The sequence below is a fragment of the Paraburkholderia sp. NMBU_R16 genome (assembly GCF_013282575.1).
Classification (GTDB): domain Bacteria; phylum Pseudomonadota; class Gammaproteobacteria; order Burkholderiales; family Burkholderiaceae; genus Trinickia.
The window spans coordinates 1-25,741 of record NZ_JAAAYE010000066.1 but is presented as its reverse complement, the minus strand read 5'-3'; the positions used below and the strand labels follow the sequence as shown (position 1 = coordinate 25,741).

Genomic DNA, 25,741 nt, shown 5'->3' with positions numbered 1-25,741 from the left:
CAGCATCCAACGGTACGTCGATCAGTACAACCTGCATAAACGCCCGTTCATGTGGACGGCCACCGCCGATTCGATACTCGAAAAGATTGGGCGCTTATGCAAAGTTATTTCTGGGACAGAACACTAGATCGCACGATCTTCTGGAAATTCGGATATTGGCTCGCGCGAAGGTATAAGCGCCGGTTCACGTCGCTGATGCGAGACTATATCCGCGCACCAGAGCCGGGACAGGCAACGACATGGGTGCTGCAGGGCCAAAACCGTCGAGGTTGGTATGGGGCGGTTGCGCTCCGGCGTCTTGTTACCAGTCGGAAGGGCCAATTCAGGTGGCGTACGCCGTCGGAAAATCCGTACATCGTGCGCGATGAAACACGCAACACCATCGAGTCGCGCTACGCTGATGTCGCCTTTGCTATGAGCAACGCTTGAACGGAGAGCCGGATGCGCTGAGAGGCGCAAGTCCGGTTCGGGGAGGAGAGGCAGGGAGATAGTTCGACTACGCCCTGCCTCTTACTCCACTCCCGACCGGCGAGGGATTTCTCTATCTGGCTGTGGTGCTCGATGTGTTCAGCCGCCGCGTTGTAGGCTGGGCCATGTCCAATCACCTGTACACGGAACTGATGCTGCGTGCGCTCGATATGGCACTTGCGCAACGTCGCGCTCGCGGGGTCATTCTGCATTCCGATCAGGGCTGTCAATATACGTCGATTGCCTTCGGACGGCGCTGTCGCGAGGCGGGCGTGCAGCCCTCAATGGGCACCGCCGGCGATTGCTATGACAACGCGATGTGCGAATCCTTCTTCGGCACGCTTGAATCGGAACTGCTCATGCGCGAGCGCTTCGATAAGCACGAGCAGGCACGTGGGCGTGTGTTCTGGTTCCTCGAGGGCTGGTACGACCTGCGTCGCCTGCACAGCAGCATCGGCTACTGTTCACCGCTCGAATTCGAAGACGAGCACATGAAAAATGAAACCCTGTCACCGCGCGGGTTGTCCACCGCCGGGCGGCGTCGTGGTCGTGATAGGCGACCCGCCGCCCGCCCGTGGACAACCCGCGACTTACCGCTTAACGGAGGTTAAATCGCACATCGATCACTACTGCAGATCTGTCCGTCGAAGCGGGGCAACGAGCGCAATCGAGTACGGCCGTTGGCAGCACGATTTCTGCGGGCAAGGACGCGGTGCGAATGCTGAATGGGCGTTCCAACGGCTCGGTCAACGCCAAAAAGCGACCCGGTCGGTGCTTCAGCGCTATCAGCGCTATCAGCGTTACTTGTTCCGATTTCAAAAGAAAGACGGCGGGGCGCTCTCGCGGGGCAAGCAAGATGTGCGCCGCGTGTCCGGGAAGATGTGGTTCGGGTGGATGGTGCGCCCGCCAAATCCATGTCCAGCGGCTCAAGCAGGATAAGGAGATTGCTGCGAACCGCTATCGTGCGGCGTTGCGAGAAAGGAAGGAGCGGAAATGAGCAAAGTAGACACGCGTGTCCGCCATGTGACGAAGCCAGGCGCGACCTTGTTTGCCGAGTTGGGCTTCGCGCCCGAGGAGGCGAGGCTGTATCAAGAGTAGTCGCGGGCGCTATTCAGTCAAACGCTGGCACTCAAGGAGCAGCTTATGAGTGAGCCGCCTTCGTGGATCGAGGAGCACCCGAAGTCGGTTGTTCAAGCGGGTGTACGGGCAGAAGAGAGTGCTATTCGGGTAAAGGAGAATCGAGTGATGGACAGGTCGTATCGCAGTAACGAGATCTACGGGTCAACGGGTCGGCAAGATGGGTGTATCCTACAACCCATGCCTACCAATCTCTCCCCCATCGAATCGGAATTCGCTACGGCCGAAGAGGCCGAGGCGCATGACCGCTGGTTCCGTGCGGAAGTTGAGGCTGCGCTACGCGAGGCTGATGCGCCTGGCGCGGTGTTTGTTCCCCATGACGAAGTGATGGCCGACATGGAGGCCATCATCCACCAGGCAGAGCTCCGACTTGCAGCTAAACGGTCCTGACGGCCCGATCCAGCCGACTCGACCGGATGACGATAATGCTGCCTATCGTCTGGCTTCCCGCCGCACGCCGTAATCTTGCGGCGATCCTTCGCTTCATCGCCGAACACAGTCCTGCTGCCGCGGTTCGTATCAAGAACGTCATCGAGGACCCGGTGTTGCCGCTGGCCGAGCACCCCTATCTGTTTCGCACCGGGCGCGTAGCGGGTACGCGCGAGGTCGTTGCGCACCCGAACTATGTCATCGTCTACCGCGTGACGGGCACAACTGTGCTTGTGCTTCGTGTGCTGCACGCGCGTCAGCAATTTCCAACGGCGAGCGTTGCGCAGTAACGGTGCGCTTCCTTAGCCTGCTACCGGCGCGGTGACGGAACTACGACGCAGTTTTGAGGGATGACGCTGAACGTGGGCCGAGCGTTCAACATTGATGCAACGCTGGCGCAAAACTACCCCGCCTTTTTCACCTGAAAAATCTTGACGGCCTCAGCGAGCGTTTGCGACTGCTCCTGCAGCGAACCCGCAGCCGCCGAGGCCTCCTCGACAAGCGCCGCGTTTTGCTGCGTCACGTTATCGATCTGAGCGATCTCCCCATGAATCTGCTCGATACCCGTGCGCTGAGCGGCACTGGCCGAGCTGATCTCACCCATGATCGTGGCCGCTTGCTTCACGCTCTTCACGATCTCTTCCATCGTCTGGCCCGCCACGTCGACGAGTTTCACACCGGATTCGATCTGCTCGACCGATTTGCTGATGAGCTCGTTGATTTCCTTCGCTGCCGTGGCACTGCGTTGCGCGAGCGCGCGCACCTCGGTCGCGACCACGGCAAAGCCTCGGCCTTGCTCCCCCGCGCGCGCTGCTTCAACGGCCGCGTTCAACGCAAGAATGTTGGTCTGAAACGCGATGCTGTCGATTACGCTGATGATGTCGCCGATCTTCGTCGCACTCGAGTTGATATCGCTCATCGTGGCCACCGCGTCGCGCATCGTACGGCCGCCCTGTGTCGCGACCTCGCTTGCCTGCGCCACCAGTTCGTTCGCCTGCTTCGCATGTTCGGCGTTGTGCTTGACGGCATCGGTAAGCGCGGCAACCGAATGCGCGGTGCGTTGCAGACTCAACGCCTGCTGCTCCGTGCGCGTGCTCAAATCGTTGTTGCCGGCCGCGATTTCGCATGACGCCTGCGCGACGGTTTCCGCGGACAGGCGGACTTCCGCGATGGTGGACTGCAGCTTTTTGCGCATCTGGTTCAACTCGTAATTGAGCCACGCGATTTCATCGCGCCCCGGGGATTCGATTTTTGTCGACAGATCGCCGCCGGCAATCCGGCCCACCGTTGCAACGACGTTTTCCACCGGCACGCGGATGCTCCGGCGTATGCCCCAGCCGAGCAGCATACCGGCCGCAACGGATGCGACCGAGACGGTCGCCACCACGGGTAACAGTGCACGTACAGTGTCGTGCTCCCCGGCCAACGCAGCCATGATCGCCCAGACGGCCGTGCCGCCCGTCAGCAAAACAAGCGCGATCATCACCGCGAAGCCCGCCACGATGCGGGTGGTCAGGCGGTAATTCGAAAGTTTGAGCATCGTTGCCTCGACACGTCCTTGAGCGAAATGCATGTTTCGGGCTCGGCGCGCGCTGTACGCGGCGAGAGCGATCGGCGCGGCTCGCCGTTGTACGTATTTACGGCGCCGCGGGCAGGCGCCGCGCACCCGGGTTTACACGGGGGAAGCAACAGACTTTCAGCATTTTTTGGGCGCATCGATAAGCAATCGTTTAGGCGCGTGGCGCTTGCGGTTCGGCATACGCCCGAGATACCGGTGCCTCAGCGCTGCAACAGGAACGTCAGCACCGCGTCGCGGAATTCCCGGGGACGCTCGATATTCGGCAGATGCACGGTGGGCAGAGCGACGAGTTGCGCGCCCGGAATCGTTTCGGCGATCGCCTCGCCATGGCTCGCCGCGGTGACGGTATCGTCGCGCCCTGTAATGACGAGCGTCGGCCGTTCGATGAGCGCCACGGTTCTGCGCAAGTCCGCATCCCGCACCGCTGCCAACGAGGCGGCGATGCCGTGCGGATTCATCGCGAGCAACATTTGTCGGAACCTGTCGACAGACGGTTCGCGGTCGTTCAGCATCGATGAGGGAAACCAGTTGCGCAAGAATGTCTCGGCCGTCTCGGCGATATTGGCGGGGTCGCGCACCGATACGATGCGCGCATCGATCTGCTCGGCAGGCCCCAGATAAGCCGACGTATTGCTCAGCACCAGACGATCGATGCGCTCGGGCACATGAATGCCAAGCCACTGGCCGACGAATCCACCAAGCGAAAGCCCAAGGAAATGCGCGCGTTCGATCCCGAGCTTGTCCATCATCTCCACGACGTCGCGGCCGAGCCGTGGCAGCGAGTAGGCACCGGCCGGCACATCGGATGCGCCGTGACCGCGCATGTCGTACCGAAGCACGCGGAAATGCCGGGCGAACTCCGGAACGTCGTCTGTCCACATGTCCAGTGCGGTCCCGATCGAGTTCGATAGCACCAACACGGGGGAGTGCGGTTGGCCGTCGAGGCGATAAGCGACCCGCGTGCCGTCGCCGAGCGTAAGAAAGGATCGTTCTTCCATCGTAAAAGCTCCTTCGAGTAAGTGATCGGGATCGCTGCCCGAGCATGCGTTCCAGCGTCTCGAGCACGGTGCAGCGCTGCGGCAAACATTGCCGTCGAAGAGAGCCTAGTTGCGGAGAGTGCGAAAAGATATTACAAAGTTCTGAACATCTTTGTAATGTCACTACGATCAGAGAACAGCATCGACATGCACGAGTTCACACTGCACGATCTGCAATGTTTCAACGCGGTCATTGAAGCGGGCGGTTTTCAAGCCGCCGCGACGCAACTGAACCGCTCGCATCCGGCCGTGTTTGCCGCGGTGGCGCGGCTCGAGCGGCAACTGGATGTCGCACTGTTCGATCGCAGCGGATACCGTGTCCGCCTCAGTGCCGCGGGACGAGCGTTTCATCGGCGCGCGCAGCCGCTGCTGCGCGAATTCGAAACCTTGCGCCAATACGCGACGCAATTGGCGATGGGCGAGGAAAGCGAGCTCGACATCGTGATCGGCGATGTCTGTCCACGCGAGGCGGTGCTTGCATTGCTCGGCGGATTCTTCAGCCGCTATCCGGGCACACGGCTCAACCTGCATTTCGAAACGGTTGGCGGTCCTTTCGAACGGCTGCTCGACGCAGACGCCGACTTGATCGTTCATCGCATCGACAAGACGGACGCTCGCATCGAATGGATCGATTTGTGCAAGGTGCAGTTCGTACCGGTCATCGCGCCCGGTGTCCTTCCGGAGCCTTTGCCGCGCGCGCTGAGGCCCGAGCAGCTACGCGAGCTGACGCAGTGCGTGATGCGCGACACCGCGCGGCATACGCCGCAGCAGGAATACTTCACGATCGAAGGCGCGCATCGATGTACTGTGGCGGATCAATCGATGAAAAAGGAGATCATCCTGCAAGGCCTCGGGTGGGGGCATCTGCCGCGCTTTCTGGTAGAGCAGGAACTACGGGAAGGAACGCTGCGCTCGATCGCCGGACGTTTTTTGCCCGGCGCGACGGAGGAGGTGGTAGCGGCTCGGCGGCACGATCGCCCGCATGGCCCGATTGCCGAACGCCTCTGGCGCTACTTGCGTCAGGAAGCCGTTCATTGGCGCCGGTCGCTCAATGCCGCCACGCGGCGAGCGAGCGACGCGCCATCGGCGCGCACTCGATCGACCGGTTTGTCGACGGGACGCAGTGCCTTCCGCGGCAGCCGCTAGGCCGGCCACGGCGTATTGCCGAGCCGGGCGGCCCGCGCTGCTACGGGCTTGACCTCAACCGACCGCCCCCTGCCTCGGCCGCATCAGCACCTTGATCGAATCGAGCGAGTTGGCCACCTTGATTGCTTCGTCCCACTCCTCGAGCGCGAAACCGTGCGTGACGATACCCTTCGACGTGACGAGCCCGCGCGCCAGCAGATCGATGGCAATGGGGTAGCAGTAGGGGCCAAGATGCGCGCCGCGCACGTCGAGCTCCTTACGATCGCCGATGATCGACCAGTCCACGCTGGTATCGGCGCCGAATACGGAAAACTCGACGAATCGCCCGAGCTTGCGGATCAGATCCAGGCCCTGCGTGACGCCTGAAGGCGAGCCCGTCGTCTCGATGTAGACATCGCAGCCGTATTGATCGGTGATCGACCGAACGATGGCGAGCGCGTCTTCGCGCGTCGGATTGATCGTGATATCGGCCCCGTATTCGCGCGCAAGCGCGAGCCGATCGTCGACGAGATCGATGACCACGAGCTTTTTCGGCGTCTTCAAATGCGCGACTTGCACCATCATCAAGCCGAGCGGTCCCGCACCGGCAATGACGACGACGTCGTCGAGCTGGATGTCGCCGCGGTTGACGGTATGAATCGCGCAAGCGAGCGGTTCGATGATGGCTGCGTCCTCGAGCGAAATGCCAAGAGGAATCTTGTGCACGATCGCGGTGGGCGGAATGCGCATATATTCGGCCATGCCGCCGTCGGCCACCTCGCGCTGAAAGCCGAAGATGTTGTGAACTTCGCACATCCAGTATTGGCCCGATTTGCAATAGCGGCATTTCCCGCATGGCACGATCTGTTCGGCGATCACGCGATCGCCCTCGGCGACGCCGAAGTGCTCGGCCGCACCTTCGCCCAGCGCCTCCACGTAACCGAAAAACTCGTGCCCCGGAATGACGGGCGCTTTGACCCACGGGCTCGGGCCGCCCCAGAACATCTTGGCGCCCGAGTAGCATTTGCAGTCGCTCGCGCACACGCCGCACGCGGCAATGCGGATGACGAGTTCATTGGGCCCCGGCTGCGGCCGCGCTACCCGTTCGACGCGGTAGTCCTTAGGGGCATGGCAGACGATTGCGGTCATCTGATCTTGGGCATTCGATTCGCTCATGATGTTTGCTCTCGGCATATCGAAACGGTTAGGAGTCCTGATTCATCGTTTGGTGCATGGCGTCTGGCCGGACTATCTTCATCCCGCCAGAAAGCCGCCGTCCACCGCGAGGCTGGTGCCGCTCACCATCGCCGCGTCGTCACCGAGCAAATAGGCGATGGAGCGCGCGACCTCTTCGGGTTGCACGAATCGATCGAGCGGAATACGCGCGAGCATCGGCGCGGATTTCACGGGATCGCTCCACGCTTTTTCAGCCATCGGGGTGAGGGTGACGACGGGGTTGATCGCATTCACGCGAATGCCATGCGCACCGAGCTCGACGGCCATGACGCGCGTGAGACCGTCGAGCGCGGCCTTCGAGGCGCAGTACGCGGCGTGCAGCGGTAGCCCGATCATCGCGGAGATGCTCGACACGTTGACGATCGCGCCCGGCACGCCGCGCTCGATCATGCTGCGCGCGCAGACCTGCGCGACGATCATCGGCGCGCGGACGTTGACTGCCATCGTGGTGTCGAACGCGTCGACGGTGGCATCGAGAAACGGCTGAAGCTCCACCATCCCGGCGTTGTTGACGAGCAGATCGACAGGCTGCGCCGATTGCGCCGCAGCACGTGCAGCATCGGCATCGGCCAGATCGACGCAGACGGTCTCGCAGCCGATCGCCGCTGCAAGCGCTTCGAGATCGCTGCGCGTGCGGCTCGCGGCGATGACGCGCGCGCCGCGCGCGGCCATCAGGCGGGCCGTGGCTTCGCCGATACCCTTTCCCGCACCCGTCACGAGCACGGTCTTGCCCGCGAACTCGCGGCTTCTGTCGAGCGCTGTCATATCGTCGCCCTCATGGTTCGTCGATCAGCCGTCGCGCCGAGTCCTCGTCGGTGACGAGGACCGAGACGTAGCCGCCGCGCAACGCCGCGCGCGTCACGGAAAACTTCTTGGCGCCGCCGCTCACGAGTACGACGCGCTTGATGCCGCGCAGGTCGTCGAGCGCGATGGCCACGGTACGGCGGTTCAGCGGATGGTCGATGAGCTTCCCGTTCTCGTCCATGAAGTGGCCGAGCATGTCGCCCACGGCGCCGGCCTTGCGCAGCGTGCGCAGATCGTCGGGGTTGTTGATGCCGTAGGTGATGACGAGCGACTCGGTGAGATCGCCGACCGTCAGCAGCGCGAGATCGGCGCCGCGGGCCAGCTCATAGGTCTCGCGTACCGTCTCCTCCTGCAGGATCACATCGCGCGCCTTCTGGCTGCTGACGTAGATCGGCGCGGCGAACAGGTAGCCGTCCGCGTGGCAGAGATTCGCGAAGTCCGAGACGATATCGAAGGTATTGATGCTTGGGCAGTGCGACAGGCCGCCTTGCAGCGAGACGGCCGATATCGGTCCGTAAGCCCGTTGCGGCATTGCGCGCAAGACGGCGCGAATCGTGCGGCCCCAGCCAAGCCCGATCGTATGCCCGGGCTCGATCTGCTTGCAAAAATAGGCGGCCGCGCCGATGCCCAGCGCGGCCATGTTCGCCTCGTGCGTGAGACCGGTCGGTACCACGATTGCATCGGTCAGGCCGAAACGCGCGGCGAGCGCCGCTTCGAGTGCGACGCACGGGGCGATGCGGCTGTTGATCGTGATCTGCACGAGACCCGATTCGCGGCTGGCGGCAAGCAGGCGGTTCACGCGCACGCGGTTGCTGCCGATGCGCTGCGCGATTTCCTGCTGCGTGAGGTTGCCGACATAGTAATGCCAGGCGACGCGCGCTTGCAGCTCTTCTTCGCTGTCTATCGATTCGTCGTCGGCACTTGCCGGCGCGGGGGTGTCTGTCTTGCTCATGGGCAGTGAATGGCGTTATTTGACGGCGCCCATGGTAAGGCCTTGCACGAGCCGGCCCGAGACAAGCAGTGCGAACACGACCATCGGCAGCACGATGAGCGTGCCGGTGGCCATGATCTCGCCCCACGGCAGCTCATAGCCGCTCATATAGCTCGTCGCGGCAACGGGCGACGTGACCGCGTCGGAGCGTGTAAGCACGAGCGCATAGAGCAGGTCGTTCCAGGAAAAGATGAACGCGAAAATGGCCGATACGACGATGCCGGGCATTGCGAGGGGCAGGTTGATGCGCCAGAAGACGCGCCACGGCGAGGCGCCGTCGAGCCGTGCCGCTTCGTCGAGTTCGACGGGGATATTGCGGAATTGATCCGTGCAGATCCAGACCACGATCGGCAGCGAGAACGTCAGGTAAAGCAGGATCAGCACGATATGCGTATCGACGAGATCGAGCTTCGTCGCGATCAGAAAGAACGGCACCGCCAGCACGACCGGGCTCACCATCCGGTTAGAGATGAACCAGAACCACAGGTCTTCCTTGCCGCGAAATTCGTAGCGCGCGAGCGCATAGGCGGCCGGAGTGCCGAGCATAATCGCGAGCACGGTCGTGCTGCTCGCGATGAGCAGCGAGTTGACGAGGCTGCCGGCCACGTCGTGCTGAAAGAGCGCATCGATGTAATGATCGAGCGTCGGCGTAAAGACCCAGTGCGGAGGATAGGCGAGGGCATCGGCCTGGTGTTTCAGGCTCGTGGTCACCATCCAGTAGAACGGGAATACCGAAGACAGAAAAACGATCAGGAGGCCGAAAAAATGGCCGATGCCCGCGCGCTGACGTGCGAGGCGGGCGCGCCGCGCGCGCAGCGTGACACGGCCGGAATCGAGCGTCGTCGGTGTCGTGTTCAAGCGGCCTCCCGATAGACGAAGCGGATATAAAGACGCGAAAGAACGATCGTGAGAATCAGCAGCAACATGGCCTGCGCCGATGCCATGCCTTGATCGAAGAGCCTGAAGCCGATGCGCTGGATATAGACGCTGATGAATTCGGTGGCTGAACCGGGGCCGCCGCGCGTCATCGTGAACACGGCATCGAACATCTTCAGCATGTCCGCGGAACGCAGGATCATGATGGCCGTGAGTCCGGGCAGCAGATAAGGCCGCTGCAGGTGCCAGAGAATCATGGTCCATCTCGGCGTTTCGAGCCGTGCGGCTTCCTCGGCCTCTTTGGGTACCATCGCCAGGCCGGCGAGAAAGATCAGCGCGCAAAACGGCGCCCACTGCCAGATGTCCATGATCATCACCGAGACATAGGCAAGCGTCGGATCGGCCAGCCAGTCGAGCGGCGGCACCCCGAAAAAGCTCAGCAAATAGTTGGCGACGCCGAATTGCCGATTGAAGATGAGCCGGCCGATCAGGCCGACGACGGCGTACGTCGTCGCCATCGGAATGACGAGACTCACGCGGGCTGCGGCCCGCATCCACGCGAGGCCGCTGCGATGCAGCATCAGCGCTGCGAAAAGGCCGATGCCCACTTCGATCGGCAGTGTCAGGCATAAGAACAGCACGGTGCGGCCGAGCGCTTGCCAGAACGACGGATCGGTGAGCGTCGCCACGTAATTGTCGAATCCGACAAACGGGGTGCCGGATTCGACATCGGCGAGCTTGTATTGATGAAACGAGTTATAGAGCGCAACGAGCAGCGGATAGACGCCGATCGCAGCCAGCGCGAAGATGGCCGGGAACAGAAACCAGAAGGCCGGCGAGCGCGGCCACAGCCGCATGCGCGCGGCCGCTGGTTTCGTTCGTGCCGTGGTGCCTGGCACGGTCGTCTTCATCGTCTGGCTCCTCGGGTCTGACATCGTTGTGCTCGTTGCGTGCGCCGCATGCGGTTCCGCCTTATTTCAACAAAGGCTTTTTGCCGTCGTAGTAGCCGGACTTGGCGAGGATCGCCTCCATCTTGTCGCCGATCGTCTTCGCGCCGTCCTTGACGGAGACCTGGCCCAGCATCATCTTCGTGCCCCACTCGGCGATGATTTCGGAGATGGCCGGCCACTCGGGGAAACGGGGACGATAGTCAGGCACGCCGCCTTGCCACGATTCGACCATCGGCTTCACGAACGGATATTTGTCCTGCACGGCCTTGTCCTGATAGACGGCCATGCGAGCCGGCACGCCGCCCGCTTCGAGGTACGGTTTGGCCATCTGCTCAGACGTGATCCATTGAATGAACAGCCACGCCGCGGCCTGTTTTTTCGCGTTCGACTTCGCATTGACGGCCAGCGAAAAACCGCCCAATGCAGGCTTCAAGCCGGCCGGACCCCGCGGTTCGGCGGTGATCCCGAGGCAGTTGCCGATCTTCGATTTCGACGGATCGGTCAGCGTGGGATAGAACGCCGACCATTCGGTGATCATCGCGACGCGCCCTTGGGCGAGCGCATTGACGGCTTCGGCGTGGTCGAAGTCGACGATGCCGGGCGGCATGTACTTCATCAACTTCTGGCGGTACTCGAGGCCGGCCTGCGATTGCGGCGAAAGCAAATTGGACTTGAACTTCGCATCGAGCAGCGAGCCGCCGTTCGGCCAGAGCACGCGCATGAAGCTGTCGGCCGATTGCGTCTCGCCGCGGCGCGATTGCAGCGCGAACGCGTATTGGTTCTTGTCCGGGTGGGTCAGCTTGGGTGCGTAGGTGTTCAGCAGGTCATCCCATGTCTTCGGGGGCGTATCGAACCCGGCGTCCTTGAGCATGCACTTGTTGTAGAACATGAGCCCGGAATAGTTATCGAACGGCAACCCATAGGTGACCTTGTTCCAGGTGCCGAACGAATCGAGCAGAATCGGGAAAAAGCCCTTGAGGTTCAGATTCGGGTCCGCGAGCTTGGGGTCGTCCGTGAACTTCTTGATCGGTGCGAGCCATTTGTTGTTCGCGAATTCGCCGATCCACACGACGTCGACCAGCACCACGTCTTGCGCGCCTCCGCTCGCGAAGTTGAGCACTTCGCGCTCGCGCGTGCTCTCGTAGGGAATCGTCTCGAACTTGACCTTGATGCCCGTTTCCTTCTCGAACTCGGGAATCAACTGGGCCGCGGCCTTGTACCCAGGACGATCGAGAAAGATCGCGTTGATCGTCGTACCCGAGTACGGTGCCGCCGCTTCCTTCAGCGTCCACGCATAAGTGTTCGCCGCGGCGAAGAGCGAAGCGGTTGCCAGCAACAACGTCGAGGCCTTCGGCCGAAGGAAGCGTTTGTTCATTGCCTGTCTCCTGGGATGTAGTGTGCTCGCCTCGTGCGATACACTTGTAATTTCAGTTTTACAAATGTATATTTTGACCCGGGGCACTTGTCAAGAAGAATTCGATTCGAAGTTCGTGATGCGGTGCGGCGATGCCGGTATGGATCTGGACCGCGGGAGACACGCATGAGCGCAGTTCAGTTGCAGGCAATCCGGAAGACGTTCGGCGGGACGGAAGTGCTGAAGGGCATCGACATCGAAGTCGCGGACCGCGAGTTTCTCGTGTTCGTGGGGCCTTCGGGATGCGGCAAGTCCACGCTGCTTCGCACCATCGCCGGGCTGGAGGGGGTCGATTCGGGCCGCGTGCTGATCGGCGACGAGGACGTGACAGACCTCGAGCCCTCGCACCGCGGGGTGGCCATGGTGTTTCAGTCGTACGCCCTCTATCCGCATATGTCGGTGTACGAGAACATCGCGTTTGGCCTACGCATGCTCAAGTTGCCGAACGAGGAGATCGAACGCCGTGTGCGTCGCGCGGCTGAGATCCTGCAAATCGGACCGTTGCTCGAACGCCGCCCGCGTGCGCTCTCGGGTGGGCAGCGTCAGCGCGTGGCGATCGGGCGCGCCATCGTGCGCGAGCCGAAGGTCTTTCTTTTCGACGAACCGCTCTCGAACCTCGATGCTGCGCTGCGGGTGCAGATGCGGCTCGAGCTGATCAAGCTGCACAAGCAGTTGAACGCAACGATGATCTACGTCACGCACGATCAGACCGAAGCCATGACGATGGCGGACCGCATCGTCGTGCTCAATCATGGCCTCGTCGAGCAGATCGGCTCGCCGCTCGAGCTTTATCGCCAGCCGCGTAACCGCTTCGTGGCCGGTTTCATCGGCTCGCCCAAGATGAATTTCCTCGATGTGCGCGTGCTGGCTGCCGAAGGCCGCAGTATCGCCGTGGAACTGCCGGGCGGCGCGTCGCTGGCATTGCCGTTCGATGCGAACGGCGTGCGCGCCGGCGAAACGTTGACGCTCGGCATTCGCCCCGAGCATCTGCTTGAACAAGACGTTGCGGGCGCAGAGGCGGCGTTCGCGGGTGAAGTGATGGTCATCGAGCATCTCGGCGGCGAAACGCTGCTGCATCTGCGTCTGGCGGACGATCGAACCATTCAGCTCAAGGGTTCGGGTGAATCCAAGGCGGTGGAGGGCCAGCGCATCACGGCAGGCTTTGCGATTCGCCATGTCCATCTGTTCGCACAAGACGGCGGGGCACTCGTCAATACTCGCTCGATGGCCGAGCAGGCCGCCGCATGAAACGTCGATTCAGTATGGCCGGCGAACGCCCGAGCGTGCTTCGGGCGCGGCCGGCCGTTGCCGTCAGACGAGCGTTTCGAGGTAGGCGGGGTACCGTGGACTCGACCCGTTAGGCGGCGCCACGACGCGGTTGCCTTGAACGACTTTGACGCGCTGCTCGTCAGGCAGCTTGGAGCGGCCCTGGGTGGCTTCGCGAAGCAACCGGTCGTAAAAGCCGATGCCCTCGTGCGCCACGACGCGTGGCGGCTTTCGGCGTTCAGTGGCCATCGGATGGTGACATCCTTCGTGCTTCACGTTGAGCTGCGTATCGATAGGCAGGCGCGGGGTCTTCAGCCAACCCGGATCGATGCCGAGGGAGATGGCCTCGCGTTTGTAACCGAGTAGCCAGCCGACTTCGATGTTTGCATACGAGAGCGACGGGACGAGCCTGTCCAGAAAGTTGGCCTTTCCGAGCAGGCATCCGCGAAATGCCAGCAGGCCGACGCTCGTCAAACCCCACGCAGCCAGCGTATTCGCGAAGTCCGGGGCGTCCAGCATGGTTCTGCCGAGGAACAACCCGTTTGGACAGCCGTGGCTGACTACGATCAGCTTGGTGGTGAGATCGCTGAAAGACAACGAACCCGGTTCAAGCCGCTGGAAATTCGACAGCACCTCGCCCGCGCAGCGGTGAGTACGCGCGATGGGGACGGTGAAGCTTCGGTCGCGCGAAATCCCATAGCGCGCTTTCCATGCCTTTGCGCATTCGCGGATCGTTCCATCGGCCGGATCCAGGAGAAGGATAGCCACATCGTTCCATTTCAATTTGTGCCTCCAGTGCAATTGGGAATGAGTGGTTCAAACTACGTGCCGGCCGCGCCAAATCATCGGCTATAAGGGGTGATCTAGGACCGAATTACCGCCCAATGCCGCTCTTTGAGATTTTTCTCGCCTACCCCCGGATACTGAAGCGAGCGGGCCTGCCGCCTCGGCAAGCATGCTTGTCACCGAATGGTTTTGGCGCATTCATTTATTCTTTCCGTTCCTTTCATATTGCATTCGATTGCGTGTGCAAGGACTGCGTTTTCGGGGGCGAGCAGCCGCCCGCGGCAGCAAGCGATGTTCCTCGCATACGACTCCGATGACGGTTTTATGATCGGTAGCGCGCGGTTCGACCGTGATGTGTGCGCTAGCCTACCGACGTTGCGCCAGACCCGGCAGGAAAGGGCGTGCTTGAAAAGGGAGAGGTATGAACGCATTCGATCGACCGTTGATCGAAGCGATGAGCCATTACGCGGTGCATTCGCAATCGGTCGCTCATATCGTCGACGCGATCTCGAAGATGTACTTGTTCAAGGGCACGCTGCTCGTGGCATTGCTCTGGTGGATCTGGTTCAGACATTACCGCGCGACATCGCCGGACGACATCGCCATTCGGCGGCGTGACCGCGAGCTGGTCGTCATTGCGATCGTGAGCGGCTTCCTTGCATTCCTCGCGGGACGGCTGCTTGCGCATTACCTGCCGTTTCGCCTGCGTCCGGTCTACGAGCCGGCTCTGCAGGGCTTGTATCCCGTCACGAAAGTCGATCAGTTGTTGCCGCGGACGTGGAGCGCGTTTCCAAGCGACCATGCGATGCTTTGGTGCGCGATTTCAATGGGCATTTTTTTGGCGTCGAGATGGCTCGGCATCTATGCGTTCATTCATACCGCCGTGCTGATCGGGTTGCCGCGCGTCTATCTCGGGCTGCATTATCCGAGCGATGTGATCGTGGGTGGGCTGCTCGGGATCCTGCTCGCCGGCGTCATGAGTGTGCGGCCCGTACGCGCGCTCGCGGCGAAACCCGTGCTTGCGATGGCGCGACGATGGCCCGGACCGTTTTTCGCGTTGGCGTTCTTGTTGAGCTTCGAGCTGGCCACGCAGTTCGACGAGTTCCGAGTCATCGCGCACTTCTTCTCGGAGCACTACTTCGAAATGTCGTGAGCAGATGGCCACGCGGATCAAACGATGAGACGCGCCGCACCTTCGCCGACTCGCTCGGCAAACTTGCGAACCGTTTGCGCGGCGATGTCGACGAGATTTTCAGCGCGATTCGTGCCCGTACGCCAGGCAATCACGAACGGCAGCGGCGGCGGCGTTTCGAGCCCGTCGAGCCGGCGAAGCACGCCTTTTTCCAGCAGGTCGGCCACGAGCGCCGGCGGCAGCGCCGCCACGCCGAACCCGGTGCGCGTCAATTGAATCATCGCGGCCAGGGAATTCACGCAACTCACGCGCGCCTCGGCCACGCCATACGACTGCATGAGCCGCAGCAAATCCTGGTGCGGACGCGAGTGGCGCGAATACGTGATGAGCCGCTCGGCGCCGAGCCGACGCAACGCGGCGGTCATCGTTTCGTCCGCTTGCATGGGCTGCATGTTCGATCCGGCCGCCGCGATCCACGACACCGGCAGTTCGAGCAACTCCACACTGCGGATCGTCTCGTCGCGGATCATGTCGGTCTGAATCACGAGGTCCAATGTGCCGCGGCGCAGCTGTTCGTTCAGGTTGAGCGCCGTGTCCGACGTGACTTCGATATCGAGGTTGGGGTAGTGGTGCGTCGCCTCGGCGACGAAATCCACGAACCACGAATGAATCGCGCTATCCATCGCGCCGATCCGGATCGTGCCGGCAGCGAGGTTCTCGTCTTGCAACGAGGCATAGAGCTCGGCCATGGATCGGCTCACCTGCTCGGCATGTTGCAGCACGCGCTCGCCGGCGCGCGTGAGCGTGACGCCCTTCGGATCCCGCTTGAAGAGCTTCGAGCCGAGTTCCTGTTCGAGTACCGATATCCGGCTCGAAATGGCGGCCTGCGTCGAATGGAGCTTGTCCGCCGCGAGACTGAAGCTATGCAGCTTCGCGACCCAGATGAACGTTTCGAGGAACTTGAGATTCACTTTGCACTCCACCATCGATCCGAATGAGCTAAGGGCCGGAATTGCCTTGGCAATCCGGCCCTTGCGCGCTGTCAATCTCGATATAGGGCTTCAGACATCACATCACATGAACGTGTTCAAAAGCACGATATTGACGATCAACAATGCGATCGCCGTCGGCACCTGTGCCCGAATGACGCCGTATTTATCGGGCAACTCGAGCAGCGCGGCCGGAACGATGTTGTAGTTTGCCGCCATCGGCGTCAAGAGCGTTCCGCAATAACCCGAGAACATGCCGATCGCCGCGATGGGTGCGGGATTGCCGTGGAAAACGCCGATCAACACCGGCAGGGCCACGCCGCCGGTCATGACGGGGAACGCCGCGAAGCCGTTGCCCATGATGACCGTGAACAGTGCCATGCCCACGCAGTAGACGGCCACGGCAACGAGGCGGTAATCGAGGTTCACGTACGCGGTGATCAGATGCGCGACGGCCTTGCCCATCCCGGCATCGGCAAACACGAGCCCCAGCATGCCGAGCAATTGCGGCAGCACGACGGCCCAGGAAAGCGCATCGACGAGGCGGCGCGCTTCTTTGACCGACTGTCCGACCGAATCGCGCGTCAGCGCACAGGCAAAGATCAGCGCGATCACGCAACCGATTCCGAACGATGTGAGCGTCGCATTCTTGGGATCGATCAGTGCGACACCGCCGAAGACGAGCTTCGGCGCGAGCAACGTGCCGATGACGGTGACGAGCGGAATCGTGAGCGCCGGCATGAAGAGCTTGTTGCCGAGCCGGATCGCACTGGCGCGGCGCGCTTCGTCAGGGCGCATCTGAGGTTTGGCACGCGTGACCCCTCCGATACCGGCGACGATCGCCATCAGAATCACGAGTACGCCGACGACATCGGCAGGCAAGCGGTCGCCGGCCAGAAAAATCACGCCGCAGACGATCCAAAAGCCGCCTGCGAGGAAGCGTTTCGGATGTGCGCGGTCGCTGACGATGATGCCGCCGATGACGAACAGCACGATCCCGACGAGCCAGAAGAATACGTTGAGCGAGACGATCATGCGTTTTCTCCTTGCGCCTTCGCGGCGAACTCTTCGGAACCGGTGCCTTGACGAGCGGCGGTGGGCTGCTTGCTACCGAGATTGCGAGCGAGCCAACGATCCAGCCGGTACAGGCGGAAGCTTTGAATCAGGAAGGCAGCCAGCGCGGTCGGCATGCCCCAAACGGCGACGTGCATGGGCTCGACGACGATGCCGGCCTCCTTCAGGAACGTCACCATCAGCACGATGGCGCCGAAGGCGACGAAGACGTCCTCGCCAAAGAACAGACCGACGTTGTCGCACGCCGCTGCAAACGCGCGCAGCCGGTAACGAACCGCATCGCTCAGCTTGCCGTAGCGGGCCTCGGCCGCGCCTTCGGTCATCGGCGCGATGAGCGGGCGCACCATCTGCGCATGACCGCCGAGCCCCGTCAATCCGAGCGCCGCGGTAATTTCGCGCACGAACAGGTAGGCGATCAACAAACGGCCGGGCGTGGCGGCGCGAATGCCCGAAATCCAGATCTGCGCGCGTTCGCGCAGCCCGTGCCGTTCGAGCAGACCGACCACCGCGAGCGGCAGCAAAATGATCAGCGAAATCACGCGTGTCTTGACGAAGCCGCTACCGATCGCGGCCAGGATATGGTCGATGGGGAAGTGCGCGGCAAGCCCCGTGACGATGGCCGATGCCGCCACGATCAACATGGGATTGAAACGCAATAGAAAGCCGATAACGATTACAGCCACACCGACAAGCGGGTATAGATTGACTGCATGTTGCATGGGTGCTCCTCCGAAACAGCGAATGGACAAGGTCCCGCGCGTCCTCACGCGGGCCCCCGGTATGGCGCGTCGACCGGGGCCTGTTCGTGCAATGCCGCCCTCCTAACAGGCCCCGACTCGCGCTTGTATTGTTGGAATTATGCAGCGCGGCCGAAGCCGCCACCTCCCGGCGTTTCGATGACGAACACGTCGCCAGGATTGACCGTTGCCGTATGCGTTGCGCCGAAGTGATCGATTTCGCCGTTTGCGCGTTCGATCCAGTTGCGGCCGACGCCACCGGCTTCTCCACCGGCCAGACCGAACGGCGGGACCCGACGGCGGTTCGCGAGGATGTTCGCCGTCATCGCACGCCGGAAGCGGATTCTGCGCACCGCGCCGTCGCCGCCCGATTGCAGGCCGGCGCCGCCGCTGCCCGCCCGAATCGCATGCTGCTCGACGATGACGGGGAAGCGCCACTCGATCACTTCCGGATCGGTCATCCGCGAGTTCGTCATGTGCGTTTGCACCGCCGAGGTGCCCGGATGAGCGCGCCCCGCGCCCGAGCCGCCGGCGATCGTCTCATAGTACTGATGAGATTCGTCGCCGAACGTGAAGTTGTTCATCGTGCCTTGCGAGGCAGCCATGACCTCCAGCGCACCGTAAAGCGCATCGGTGATCGATTGCGAGACTTCCACGTTGCCCGCCACGACAGCGGCAGGGTACACCGGGTTCAGCATCGAACCCTGTGGAATCACGATTTCGATCGGACGCAAGACGCCTTCGTTCATCGGGATGTCGTCGGTCAGCAAGGTGCGGAAAACGTAGAGCACCGCGGCCTTGCACACCGAGCAGGGCGCGTTGAAATTCGTCGGGCGCTGTTCGCTCGTGCCGGTGAAATCCACGCGTGCCTGACGCCGCTCGTGATCGATCGTCACCTTGACGCGGATTGCGGCCCCGTCGTCCATCTCATAGGCGAATTCGCCGTCATGGAGCGTCGCGATTGCGTTGCGGACCGCTTCTTCGGCGTTGTCCTGCACGTGCCCCATGTAGGCGAGCACGACATCGGCACCGTAGCGCTTGACCGCACGCAGCAACTCGGTGGCACCGCACTCGCAGGCGGCGATTTGCGCAGTCAAGTCGGCGATGTTCTGATCGACGTTGCGGCTCGGGTAGGGGCCCTCGTTGAAGAGCGCACGCACCGGTCCCTCGAGGAAGGTCCCCTCGGCAACGATCTTGACGTTATCGAGCAGCACGCCTTCTTCTTCGATGCGCGTGCTGTTCGGCGGCATCGATCCTGGCGTGATACCGCCGACATCGCCGTGGTGCCCGCGTGCGGCCACGTAAAAGAGCAGCTCGGCACTTTCGCCATAAACGGGCATGACGACGGTGATGTCAGGCAAGTGCGTGCCGCCGTTGTACGGGACGTTGAGCATGAAGACGTCGCCGCACTTCATCGTCGCGCTGTGCTCGCGGATGACGCTGAGCACGCTGTCGCTCATCGAGCCGAGGTGAACCGGGATATGCGGCGCGTTTGCGATGAGGCCGCCTGCGCGGTCGAAGATGGCGCACGAGAAGTCGAGCCGCTCCTTCATGTTGACCGAGTACGACGTTTTCTCCAGCGTCACGCCCATTTGCTGGGCGATCGACATGAAGATGTTGTTGAAGATCTCGAGATGAACGGGATGCCGTGCCGTCGTGATCGCGGTCGTGGCTGCGGCGGCGCCCGCCTGCGCCGAATCGTTGCGCTCGAGACGCAGCGTTCCGTCTTCGAGCAGGCTCGCCGACCAGCCCGGTTGCAGCACGATCGTCGAAATGTCCTCGGTGATGAGGGCGGGGCCTTCGAGCCGGTCGCCCACCGCGATGGCCTTGCGCGCGTGAAGCGGAACCTGCAGTTCACGCCCGCCGACGAACATCGTTGCGCGCGCATCGGTTTGCGGAGCGCTCGCGGCGCGGCGCGAGACCATGGTCAGCGCGTTGGTATCGGTCTCGGTCAGCCCGACGGCCTCGACGACGACCGATTCTACGACGAGCGCCTTGGCCGGCATGACGAAGCCGTAGCGCTTACGATGCAGCGTTTCGAACGCCAGCACCATCTCGGCTTCGTGGCCGAACGGCACTTCGAGCGTGGAATCGGTGTTCTGGTACTTGAGCCGCACGGCCCGCGTCACGCGTGTGCGATCGTTCGGGATGCGCTGTGCCACGAGTTCTTCGAGCGCTTCGGTTTCGAGTGCGTTGTAGAACCCGCGCAATTCGGGCAGCGCGGCTTCTTCCAGCACCGTTTCGACGGCACGTTCGCGCAGCACGCGCAAGTCCGCGAGCCCCATGCCGAATGCGGACAGCACGCCCGCGAACGGGTGCAGCACGATGCGTTTCATGCCGAGCGCGTCGGCCACCTCGCAGGCGTGCTGGCCGCCCGCGCCGCCGAACGCGCACAGCGCGTAGTCGGACACGTCGTGCCCGCGTTCGACGGAGATGGTCTTGATCGCCTGCGCCATGTTGTCGACGGCCACCGTGAGGAACCCTTCGGCGACGGCTTGTGGGCTCATCGAGCGGCCCGTTTCGCGTTCGACTTGCTGCGCGAGCTCGGCGAACTTCCGCCGCACGACTTCCACGTCGAGCGGCAAATCGCCGTTCGGTCCGAACACGTGCGGGAAATGCTCCGCCTGAACGCGGCCGAGCATGACGTTGCAATCGGTCACCGTCAGCGGGCCGCCGTTGCGGTAGCTCGCCGGCCCCGGATAAGCGCCGGCCGATTCGGGGCCGACCTTGAAGCGTCCGTTCTCGAAGCTGCAGATCGAGCCGCCGCCGGCCGCGACGGTATGGATGTCCATCATCGGCGCGCGTACGCGAACGCCGGCAACCTGCGTTTCGAAGACGCGCTCGTACGCGCCGTCGTAATGCGCGACGTCGGTCGAGGTACCGCCCATGTCGAAGCCGATGACCTTCTGTTCGCCCACGGCTTCGCAAGTCTTGACCGCGCCGACGATGCCGCCCGCGGGGCCGGACAGGATCGCATCCTTGCCGCGGAAACGGGAAGCATCGACGAGGCCACCGCTCGACTGCATGAACATGAGCCGGACGGAGCCCGTATGCTGCATGACGCGATCGACATAGTCGCGCAACACGGGCGACAAATAGGCATCGACGACGGTGGTGTCGCCACGGCCGACGAGCTTCATGAGGGGGCTGACTTGATGGCTGACGGAGATTTGCGTAAAGCCGCATTCGCTGGCGATGGCGGCGACGCGAAGCTCGTGCTGGTGAAAGCGGTAGCCGTGCATCAATACGATGGCAATCGAGGTGATGCCGGCTTCGCGCGCGGCGCTCAACGCGGCGCGCGTGGCCACTTCGTCGAGTTGGCGCAGCACCGTGCCTTGCGCATCGATGCGCTCGTCGATCTCGACCACGCGTTCGTACATTTGCGCCGGCAGCTCGATATGCCGCGCGAAGATGTCGGGGCGTTCCTGATAGCCGATGCGCAATTGGTCCGCAAAGCCGCGCGTAATAGCGAGCAGCGTGCGGGCGCCTTTACGTTCGAGCAATGCATTGGTCGCCACCGTCGTGCCCATCTTGACGACTTCGATCTTGTCCTGCGGCAGCGGGGCACCCGCTTCGATGCCGAGCAAGTCGCGGATGCCCTGGACGACCGCATCGCGATAGCGTTCAGGATTTTCCGAAAGCAGCTTGTGTGTGATGAGTTCGCCGTTCGGTTGGCGCGCGACGATATCGGTGAACGTGCCTCCCCGGTCGACCCAGAATTGCCAGCGGCCTTCGCTTGGGGTGGTCTCTCGCGCGGCGCCGATGCCCGTTGCCGCGTCCTGTTCGTTTGCTTGCGATTTCACTTCCATGACCTCGACTCTCCGTCCACGATGGATGGCCGCCGGTTGCTGGGGGTGGGCGCATCGCCGGCCATTGTTTGTCGGGTGGATTGTCGAAGGAGCCAACCCGGTCAGTCCAGGGAGAAAAATAAATCCCCCGTATAAGAAAAATAGATACCCGCCGCAGCCTTATGCAGTGGGCCTGTCCGGGCCATCCACGCCGAGATGGCGGCGCACCGCAGGGTAGTCGTATAACTCGTCTTTCATGGCCGACAGCGTCTTGGCTCGCGGCACCGCTTCGTTGCGCGGCACCCCGGCCTGCGTCATGGCGTCGAGCGCGTCGCGCAGCTGGGTCTTGGCTTGGCGCAGTTGCCCGCGGGGCCACCACTTCGCGCGCACGAGGTTGGCCAGACCGACCGGTCCGCTGACGAGGCCATGGCCGACGGCGCGGCCGAGCAGCCTCAGTTCGTCCCACGTCGAATGGACATGCCGGCGATAGCCCGCCGTCGTACGCAAGTCGACGCGCCGCCCGCCCGCCTGAAACACCCAGCGGGCTTCGTGCAGCCGCGATTGCAGCGGGCTCACGCGCGTTTGCGAGAGCAGCTTCTTGTTGTCGGCCTTGCTCATGCGCACCTCGCCCGTGGCGGCAGTGAAGACTGCGCCGCCTGTAATGCCCGCACTCAATGCGCCCGCTTCGGCGGAGCGATCCAGACCGGTGTGATGGCCGTGCGCGTCCGTGGTGTAAGACGAATCCGTTGCCGTGATGCCATCCATGATCGGCAGGGCCGTGCCGGTCGACACGCCCGCGTGAAAGGCCTGGACGTAGCGCTGAACGATCTGGGCGCTTTCTCCCGGCTTGCGAAGCCGAGCGCGCCGATTCGCTTTTTCGAGTTGCTTCAAGTCGTCGAGGCAACGGCCGATCAGGCTGTCGGCGGGAATCGCGGCCCAGCGCGCCGGGTCCAGCGACTCGAAATCGCCCGCGTGCTGCTTGGCTAGCTCGATGCGTTCCGTCAATTCCGCGAGCCGCGTGCGGTGCGGTGCCAGCGTATGCTCTGGCGTCGTCCCGCCCGCTTGCAGCGCGGCGATTTTTCGCTCCAGTTCGGCGTGCTCGCGGATCCATTCGCCGAGCGCATCTTCGTAGACTTCTCGAACCGCCGCGATCTGCACTTCGGGCTGCGTCATGAACGACCGCCTGAGGGCCGCTTCCGAAACATGCTCGGGCCTCAAATCCTTGAAATGGATGCGCGCCGCGCCTTCCGCGAGGAAGTCGCCCCACTTGGTGTTCGCTCGCAGGTTATAGCGATGCTTGTTGCGCCGTTCGTCGAGGTAGCCCGCCCCCCATTGCAGCGGTACCGTGGCGGCCAATATCGCGGGGCCGGCAATCTGCCCGGCGACGGGCACGGTAGCGGTCACCACGGCGCCCGCCGCGGCCACTCCGTTCACGGCCATCCCCCAGCCCTTGCTGTAGGTCTGCGTACGATTCAAGCCGATGCGGCGCCTGTATTGCCGATCCGCGGTGTCATGCAACGCAAGGAACGCATCGGTCAGAGGGCCAACGGCGGCTTGGGCGCCCTCGTCCGATTGCGCCGTCTGCCGGAATTGCGCAATCGCTGCGGCCAGTTCGCGACGCTGATCCTTGAGCGATCTCACGATCGCCCCCATGTCGGGGCTTCTTTCGATCTGCGGCGCGACGACGGGCTGGCCGCCCACGCGTTTGAACGATTCCTTCACGTCCGTGATCGAGCGCAGCGTGCCCGTGAGCGCCGGGTTGACGATATTGGGCGGCAATTCGTGCGCAACGATCTTGGCGGCCTTCTGCGCCACTTTCAATGCGTGCTCGGTACCGGGAACGAGCGAGAGTCCGCCGCTGATGCCTGCGGCCGCGACCGAGGTCAGTCGGCCCGCGACGCTGTGGAGTCCTTCGTATAGGCCTGCCTTGTGGATACCTTGCTTATATAGCGCGACATCGATGTTCAGCGAAGCGAGCAAATGATGCTGAGCGAGGTCCGTCAACAGTGTGCGCGAATAGTGCTTGGGGTGCGCTTGCACGTCGGCGAGCAGCTCGTCCACCGGGACGTCGAGCAATTCCTCGAAGCGTCGCTGCGCCGCGCCTTTTCTATGCAAACGGGGCATGAATCGGGCCCATTCGTTTTTCTCGCAGTGAACTTCCGCCGCGCATCGCAGCTTGATCGCGGTCAGTGCGCGTTCGCGATCGAGCGACCGTCGCGTCGCGCTCAGGTAGTCCTCGAGTAGCTGTTCGCGCCGCGTTTGCGCAAGCGGCAGCGCTTCGTTCGGCTGCACCTCGTGCAGAACCGGACCCGTGGACGCGGTGGTGTTCGCGGGCACGGCGGCACTCGTTGGCGTGACCGTATCGGAGATCGTATCGGAGAGAGCGTCGAACGGACCGGAAATCGCGCTGTGAAACGAGGCTCCGCTCATGTCCGAATCGGTTCTCTCCTCGATGTGGGCCGAAGTCCGCCGCCACGGCCGCAAGTCGGAGAACTGCGCGTTGACGGCAGGCGTTTCGCGGCGCAGCCGCTCGGACGTATCGCGAACGGAAGCCGTCTGCGGATCGGTCGACGTCGACGCGACCGGGTTACCGGTGGAAATGGTTCCGCTTTTCATAGAGGCGATGGGCGAGGGATGGGTGAGGGCGTGCGTCGAGCGGCCCGCTGGAAAAACGCAGATGTCGCGTCCGACGCGTCATAGCCCAAACCATAAGCTCGATCGCCATGTCGCTCGGTTCAGCGAACGAATTGCGCTGGAAGCGAGCGAAATGAGGATTTGGAATATGGATCGACGATTTTCTGGATACGCTTATGAAGTTTTATGGATAAGAAAATCGACCTATGCCATCAGTGCCTGTCGCTAGCGAATTCGATGCCTTGATTGATCGCGCATGAGTACGTGATCTGCGGAATCAAGCGCGTATAGGCCGGAAGCGAGAACAAATCGGTCGAGAAGGCGACTGTCTGATCCGGTTTGACCTGATAGCGAATGAATTGCCAAAGCGGCGAACCATCCTGTCCGACGCTAGCATGCTCGTCCGCGAAACTCAGCGTGCCGTCGGGCGTGATGCGGTACGACGAGATCTTGAGCCCGCCACGCGTCGTGCCGGGCCGCGTCGTGCTGCCGCTCGGGGCGCACCGGGTGAGATCGACCGTCACCGAAACGGTTGCGCCGCGCTCGAGCGCCGCTTCGATGTCGGCCAGCGTCGACAGTTGCGGGTTGGCCAACGCTTGCGTCGACCACAGGCCAGCGGCAATCGACAGCGCTATCCAGGACATTTTCGATTTCGACATGTTTTCCTCTCAGGCTGGTGGAATGGGTGATTGAAGCGCGGGTGAATATATATAGATTCGTCACTCGAGAAAAGCGCCATAAACATATTTGCCTCTTTTGAATTCCGAGTGGGTGATGTTAGCGGGTCAAGGGCATTTCATTACACACAAGTCCGCGTGAGCGGCTTGTAAACTGTCGCGACTTGCCGTTTACTCTTGCTTTTTGCGCGGCACGCGAATGGCACGATCAACGGAGAGCTGGGCGGCAATGGAATTCAAGGGCATCGATCTGGGCGACAAGCGCCTGAACCGGCGGGCAATCCTGCTGGCTGAGCAACTGTCGGGCAATCCGACGGCGAGCATTCCGCTGGCGTGCGGCGGCTGGGCTGAGACGGCGGCGGCTTATCGGTTCTTCGCGCAGGACAAGCTGGAATGGACCGATGTCATGGAGCCGCACTGGCAGAGCTCGACCGAGCGGATGCGGGCATGCGAGGTGGTGCTGTGCTTGGATGACACGACCGAGCTGGAGTTGACCCGGTTTCGTGGACACCTATCCTTTGGAACAGGAGGTGCCTGCCATGGGAAAGCACCACAACCCCTACGCGCCGGAATTCCGGGCGCAGATGGTCGAGTTAGTCAAAGCCGGCCGGT

General features: G+C 62.5%; 21 protein-coding genes and 2 pseudogenes. 8 read left to right on the top strand and 15 right to left on the bottom strand.

Going from position 1 to position 25,741, the window contains the following annotated elements:
- The 4 genes and pseudogenes from GWC77_RS29740 to GWC77_RS23855 form a co-directional block, all read left to right on the top strand.
- A pseudogene (locus GWC77_RS29740) lies at positions 1 to 127 on the top strand (IS630 family transposase); the annotation flags it as partial.
- A gap of 382 nt (positions 128 to 509) precedes the next feature.
- A pseudogene (locus GWC77_RS23865) lies at positions 510 to 959 on the top strand (IS3 family transposase); the annotation flags it as partial.
- A gap of 652 nt (positions 960 to 1,611) precedes the next feature.
- Complete coding sequence (locus GWC77_RS30370; protein ID WP_367949092.1) at positions 1,612 to 1,995, top strand: hypothetical protein; 384 nt, start codon at positions 1,612 to 1,614, stop codon at positions 1,993 to 1,995.
- A 35-nt stretch (positions 1,996 to 2,030) separates the two neighbouring features.
- Positions 2,031 to 2,324, top strand: coding sequence for a type II toxin-antitoxin system RelE/ParE family toxin (locus GWC77_RS23855; protein WP_173260943.1), 294 nt, complete (start codon positions 2,031 to 2,033; stop codon positions 2,322 to 2,324).
- 113 nt (positions 2,325 to 2,437) lie between these two features.
- Here the strand turns inward: GWC77_RS23855 and GWC77_RS23850 are convergent, their stop codons facing one another.
- Both GWC77_RS23850 and GWC77_RS23845 read right to left on the bottom strand, forming a co-directional pair.
- Complete coding sequence (locus GWC77_RS23850) at positions 2,438 to 3,574, bottom strand: methyl-accepting chemotaxis protein (protein WP_173260941.1); 1,137 nt, start codon at positions 3,572 to 3,574, stop codon at positions 2,438 to 2,440.
- Between the two features lie 239 nt (positions 3,575 to 3,813).
- On the bottom strand, positions 3,814 to 4,611 hold the full coding sequence (locus tag GWC77_RS23845; RefSeq protein WP_173260939.1) for an alpha/beta fold hydrolase: 798 nt from the start codon (positions 4,609 to 4,611) through the stop codon (positions 3,814 to 3,816).
- A gap of 186 nt (positions 4,612 to 4,797) precedes the next feature.
- Between GWC77_RS23845 and GWC77_RS23840 the strand changes: the two genes are divergently transcribed.
- Positions 4,798 to 5,796: a LysR family transcriptional regulator gene (locus GWC77_RS23840; RefSeq protein ID WP_173260953.1), complete on the top strand. Its 999-nt coding sequence runs from the start codon at positions 4,798 to 4,800 to the stop codon at positions 5,794 to 5,796.
- A 54-nt stretch (positions 5,797 to 5,850) separates the two neighbouring features.
- Here the strand turns inward: GWC77_RS23840 and GWC77_RS23835 are convergent, their stop codons facing one another.
- From GWC77_RS23835 to GWC77_RS23810, 6 genes are all read right to left on the bottom strand, one after another.
- Positions 5,851 to 6,951 (bottom strand): alcohol dehydrogenase catalytic domain-containing protein, encoded by a 1,101-nt coding sequence (locus tag GWC77_RS23835; RefSeq protein ID WP_173260937.1) that lies wholly within the window; start codon positions 6,949 to 6,951, stop codon positions 5,851 to 5,853.
- Positions 6,952 to 7,029: 78 nt separating this feature from the next.
- Positions 7,030 to 7,776, bottom strand: a complete 747-nt coding sequence (locus GWC77_RS23830; RefSeq protein ID WP_173260935.1) for an SDR family oxidoreductase — start codon at positions 7,774 to 7,776, stop codon at positions 7,030 to 7,032.
- Between the two features lie 10 nt (positions 7,777 to 7,786).
- Positions 7,787 to 8,767 carry a sugar-binding transcriptional regulator gene (locus GWC77_RS23825; protein WP_173260934.1) on the bottom strand — a complete coding sequence of 327 codons (981 nt, stop codon included), beginning with the start codon at positions 8,765 to 8,767 and terminating at the stop codon, positions 7,787 to 7,789.
- A gap of 15 nt (positions 8,768 to 8,782) precedes the next feature.
- Positions 8,783 to 9,664 (bottom strand): carbohydrate ABC transporter permease, encoded by an 882-nt coding sequence (locus GWC77_RS23820; RefSeq protein WP_173260932.1) that lies wholly within the window; start codon positions 9,662 to 9,664, stop codon positions 8,783 to 8,785.
- The gene (locus GWC77_RS23815; RefSeq protein WP_254367128.1) at positions 9,661 to 10,593 is read right to left on the bottom strand and encodes a carbohydrate ABC transporter permease; all 933 of its coding nucleotides are present in this window, start codon (positions 10,591 to 10,593) and stop codon (positions 9,661 to 9,663) included. The genes GWC77_RS23820 and GWC77_RS23815 overlap by 4 nt, the downstream gene beginning before the upstream one ends.
- Positions 10,594 to 10,654: 61 nt before the next feature.
- The gene (locus tag GWC77_RS23810; protein WP_173260931.1) at positions 10,655 to 12,007 is read right to left on the bottom strand and encodes a sugar ABC transporter substrate-binding protein; all 1,353 of its coding nucleotides are present in this window, start codon (positions 12,005 to 12,007) and stop codon (positions 10,655 to 10,657) included.
- Between the two features lie 165 nt (positions 12,008 to 12,172).
- Between GWC77_RS23810 and GWC77_RS23805 the strand changes: the two genes are divergently transcribed.
- Complete coding sequence (locus tag GWC77_RS23805) at positions 12,173 to 13,294, top strand: ABC transporter ATP-binding protein (RefSeq protein ID WP_173260929.1); 1,122 nt, start codon at positions 12,173 to 12,175, stop codon at positions 13,292 to 13,294.
- Positions 13,295 to 13,357: 63 nt separating this feature from the next.
- Here the strand turns inward: GWC77_RS23805 and GWC77_RS23800 are convergent, their stop codons facing one another.
- Complete coding sequence (locus tag GWC77_RS23800) at positions 13,358 to 14,080, bottom strand: hypothetical protein (protein ID WP_173260928.1); 723 nt, start codon at positions 14,078 to 14,080, stop codon at positions 13,358 to 13,360.
- A 439-nt stretch (positions 14,081 to 14,519) separates the two neighbouring features.
- On the opposite strand from GWC77_RS23800, the gene GWC77_RS23795 reads away from it, so the two are divergent.
- A complete protein-coding gene (locus GWC77_RS23795) occupies positions 14,520 to 15,251 on the top strand; it encodes a phosphatase PAP2 family protein (RefSeq protein ID WP_173260926.1) in 732 nt (243 codons plus the stop codon).
- Between the two features lie 17 nt (positions 15,252 to 15,268).
- On the opposite strand, the gene GWC77_RS23790 is transcribed toward GWC77_RS23795, so the two are convergent.
- The 6 genes from GWC77_RS23790 to GWC77_RS23765 form a co-directional block, all read right to left on the bottom strand.
- Positions 15,269 to 16,201 (bottom strand): LysR family transcriptional regulator, encoded by a 933-nt coding sequence (locus GWC77_RS23790; RefSeq protein ID WP_173260924.1) that lies wholly within the window; start codon positions 16,199 to 16,201, stop codon positions 15,269 to 15,271.
- Between the two features lie 102 nt (positions 16,202 to 16,303).
- Positions 16,304 to 17,254, bottom strand: a complete 951-nt coding sequence (locus GWC77_RS23785; protein WP_173260922.1) for a DUF979 domain-containing protein — start codon at positions 17,252 to 17,254, stop codon at positions 16,304 to 16,306.
- Positions 17,251 to 18,012: a DUF969 domain-containing protein gene (locus GWC77_RS23780; RefSeq protein ID WP_173260921.1), complete on the bottom strand. Its 762-nt coding sequence runs from the start codon at positions 18,010 to 18,012 to the stop codon at positions 17,251 to 17,253. The genes GWC77_RS23785 and GWC77_RS23780 overlap by 4 nt, the downstream gene beginning before the upstream one ends.
- Positions 18,013 to 18,149: 137 nt before the next feature.
- On the bottom strand, positions 18,150 to 21,839 hold the full coding sequence (locus GWC77_RS23775) for a hydantoinase B/oxoprolinase family protein (RefSeq protein ID WP_173260918.1): 3,690 nt from the start codon (positions 21,837 to 21,839) through the stop codon (positions 18,150 to 18,152).
- Between the two features lie 159 nt (positions 21,840 to 21,998).
- The gene (locus GWC77_RS23770) at positions 21,999 to 24,434 is read right to left on the bottom strand and encodes a hypothetical protein (RefSeq protein ID WP_217283389.1); all 2,436 of its coding nucleotides are present in this window, start codon (positions 24,432 to 24,434) and stop codon (positions 21,999 to 22,001) included.
- A 230-nt stretch (positions 24,435 to 24,664) separates the two neighbouring features.
- On the bottom strand, positions 24,665 to 25,111 hold the full coding sequence (locus GWC77_RS23765) for a VirK family protein (protein ID WP_217283388.1): 447 nt from the start codon (positions 25,109 to 25,111) through the stop codon (positions 24,665 to 24,667).
- A 247-nt stretch (positions 25,112 to 25,358) separates the two neighbouring features.
- Between GWC77_RS23765 and GWC77_RS23760 the strand changes: the two genes are divergently transcribed.
- Positions 25,359 to 25,741 (top strand): transposase DNA-binding-containing protein (locus GWC77_RS23760; RefSeq protein WP_302181382.1); only part of this gene is annotated, 383 nt, incomplete at its 3' end.

Coding starts and splice junctions, on each gene's coding strand:
- GWC77_RS30370 (WP_367949092.1), top strand. CDS start 1,612: ATGAGTGAGCCGCCTTCGTGGATCGAGGAGCACCCGAAGTCGGTTGTT.
- GWC77_RS23855 (WP_173260943.1), top strand. CDS start 2,031: ATGCTGCCTATCGTCTGGCTTCCCGCCGCACGCCGTAATCTTGCGGCG.
- GWC77_RS23850 (WP_173260941.1), bottom strand. CDS start 3,574: ATGCTCAAACTTTCGAATTACCGCCTGACCACCCGCATCGTGGCGGGC.
- GWC77_RS23845 (WP_173260939.1), bottom strand. CDS start 4,611: ATGGAAGAACGATCCTTTCTTACGCTCGGCGACGGCACGCGGGTCGCT.
- GWC77_RS23840 (WP_173260953.1), top strand. CDS start 4,798: ATGCACGAGTTCACACTGCACGATCTGCAATGTTTCAACGCGGTCATT.
- GWC77_RS23835 (WP_173260937.1), bottom strand. CDS start 6,951: ATGAGCGAATCGAATGCCCAAGATCAGATGACCGCAATCGTCTGCCAT.
- GWC77_RS23830 (WP_173260935.1), bottom strand. CDS start 7,776: ATGACAGCGCTCGACAGAAGCCGCGAGTTCGCGGGCAAGACCGTGCTC.
- GWC77_RS23825 (WP_173260934.1), bottom strand. CDS start 8,767: ATGAGCAAGACAGACACCCCCGCGCCGGCAAGTGCCGACGACGAATCG.
- GWC77_RS23815 (WP_254367128.1), bottom strand. CDS start 10,593: ATGAAGACGACCGTGCCAGGCACCACGGCACGAACGAAACCAGCGGCC.
- GWC77_RS23810 (WP_173260931.1), bottom strand. CDS start 12,007: ATGAACAAACGCTTCCTTCGGCCGAAGGCCTCGACGTTGTTGCTGGCA.
- GWC77_RS23805 (WP_173260929.1), top strand. CDS start 12,173: ATGAGCGCAGTTCAGTTGCAGGCAATCCGGAAGACGTTCGGCGGGACG.
- GWC77_RS23795 (WP_173260926.1), top strand. CDS start 14,520: ATGAACGCATTCGATCGACCGTTGATCGAAGCGATGAGCCATTACGCG.
- GWC77_RS23785 (WP_173260922.1), bottom strand. CDS start 17,254: ATGATCGTCTCGCTCAACGTATTCTTCTGGCTCGTCGGGATCGTGCTG.
- GWC77_RS23780 (WP_173260921.1), bottom strand. CDS start 18,012: ATGCAACATGCAGTCAATCTATACCCGCTTGTCGGTGTGGCTGTAATC.
- GWC77_RS23775 (WP_173260918.1), bottom strand. CDS start 21,839: ATGGAAGTGAAATCGCAAGCAAACGAACAGGACGCGGCAACGGGCATC.
- GWC77_RS23770 (WP_217283389.1), bottom strand. CDS start 24,434: ATGAAAAGCGGAACCATTTCCACCGGTAACCCGGTCGCGTCGACGTCG.
- GWC77_RS23765 (WP_217283388.1), bottom strand. CDS start 25,111: ATGTCGAAATCGAAAATGTCCTGGATAGCGCTGTCGATTGCCGCTGGC.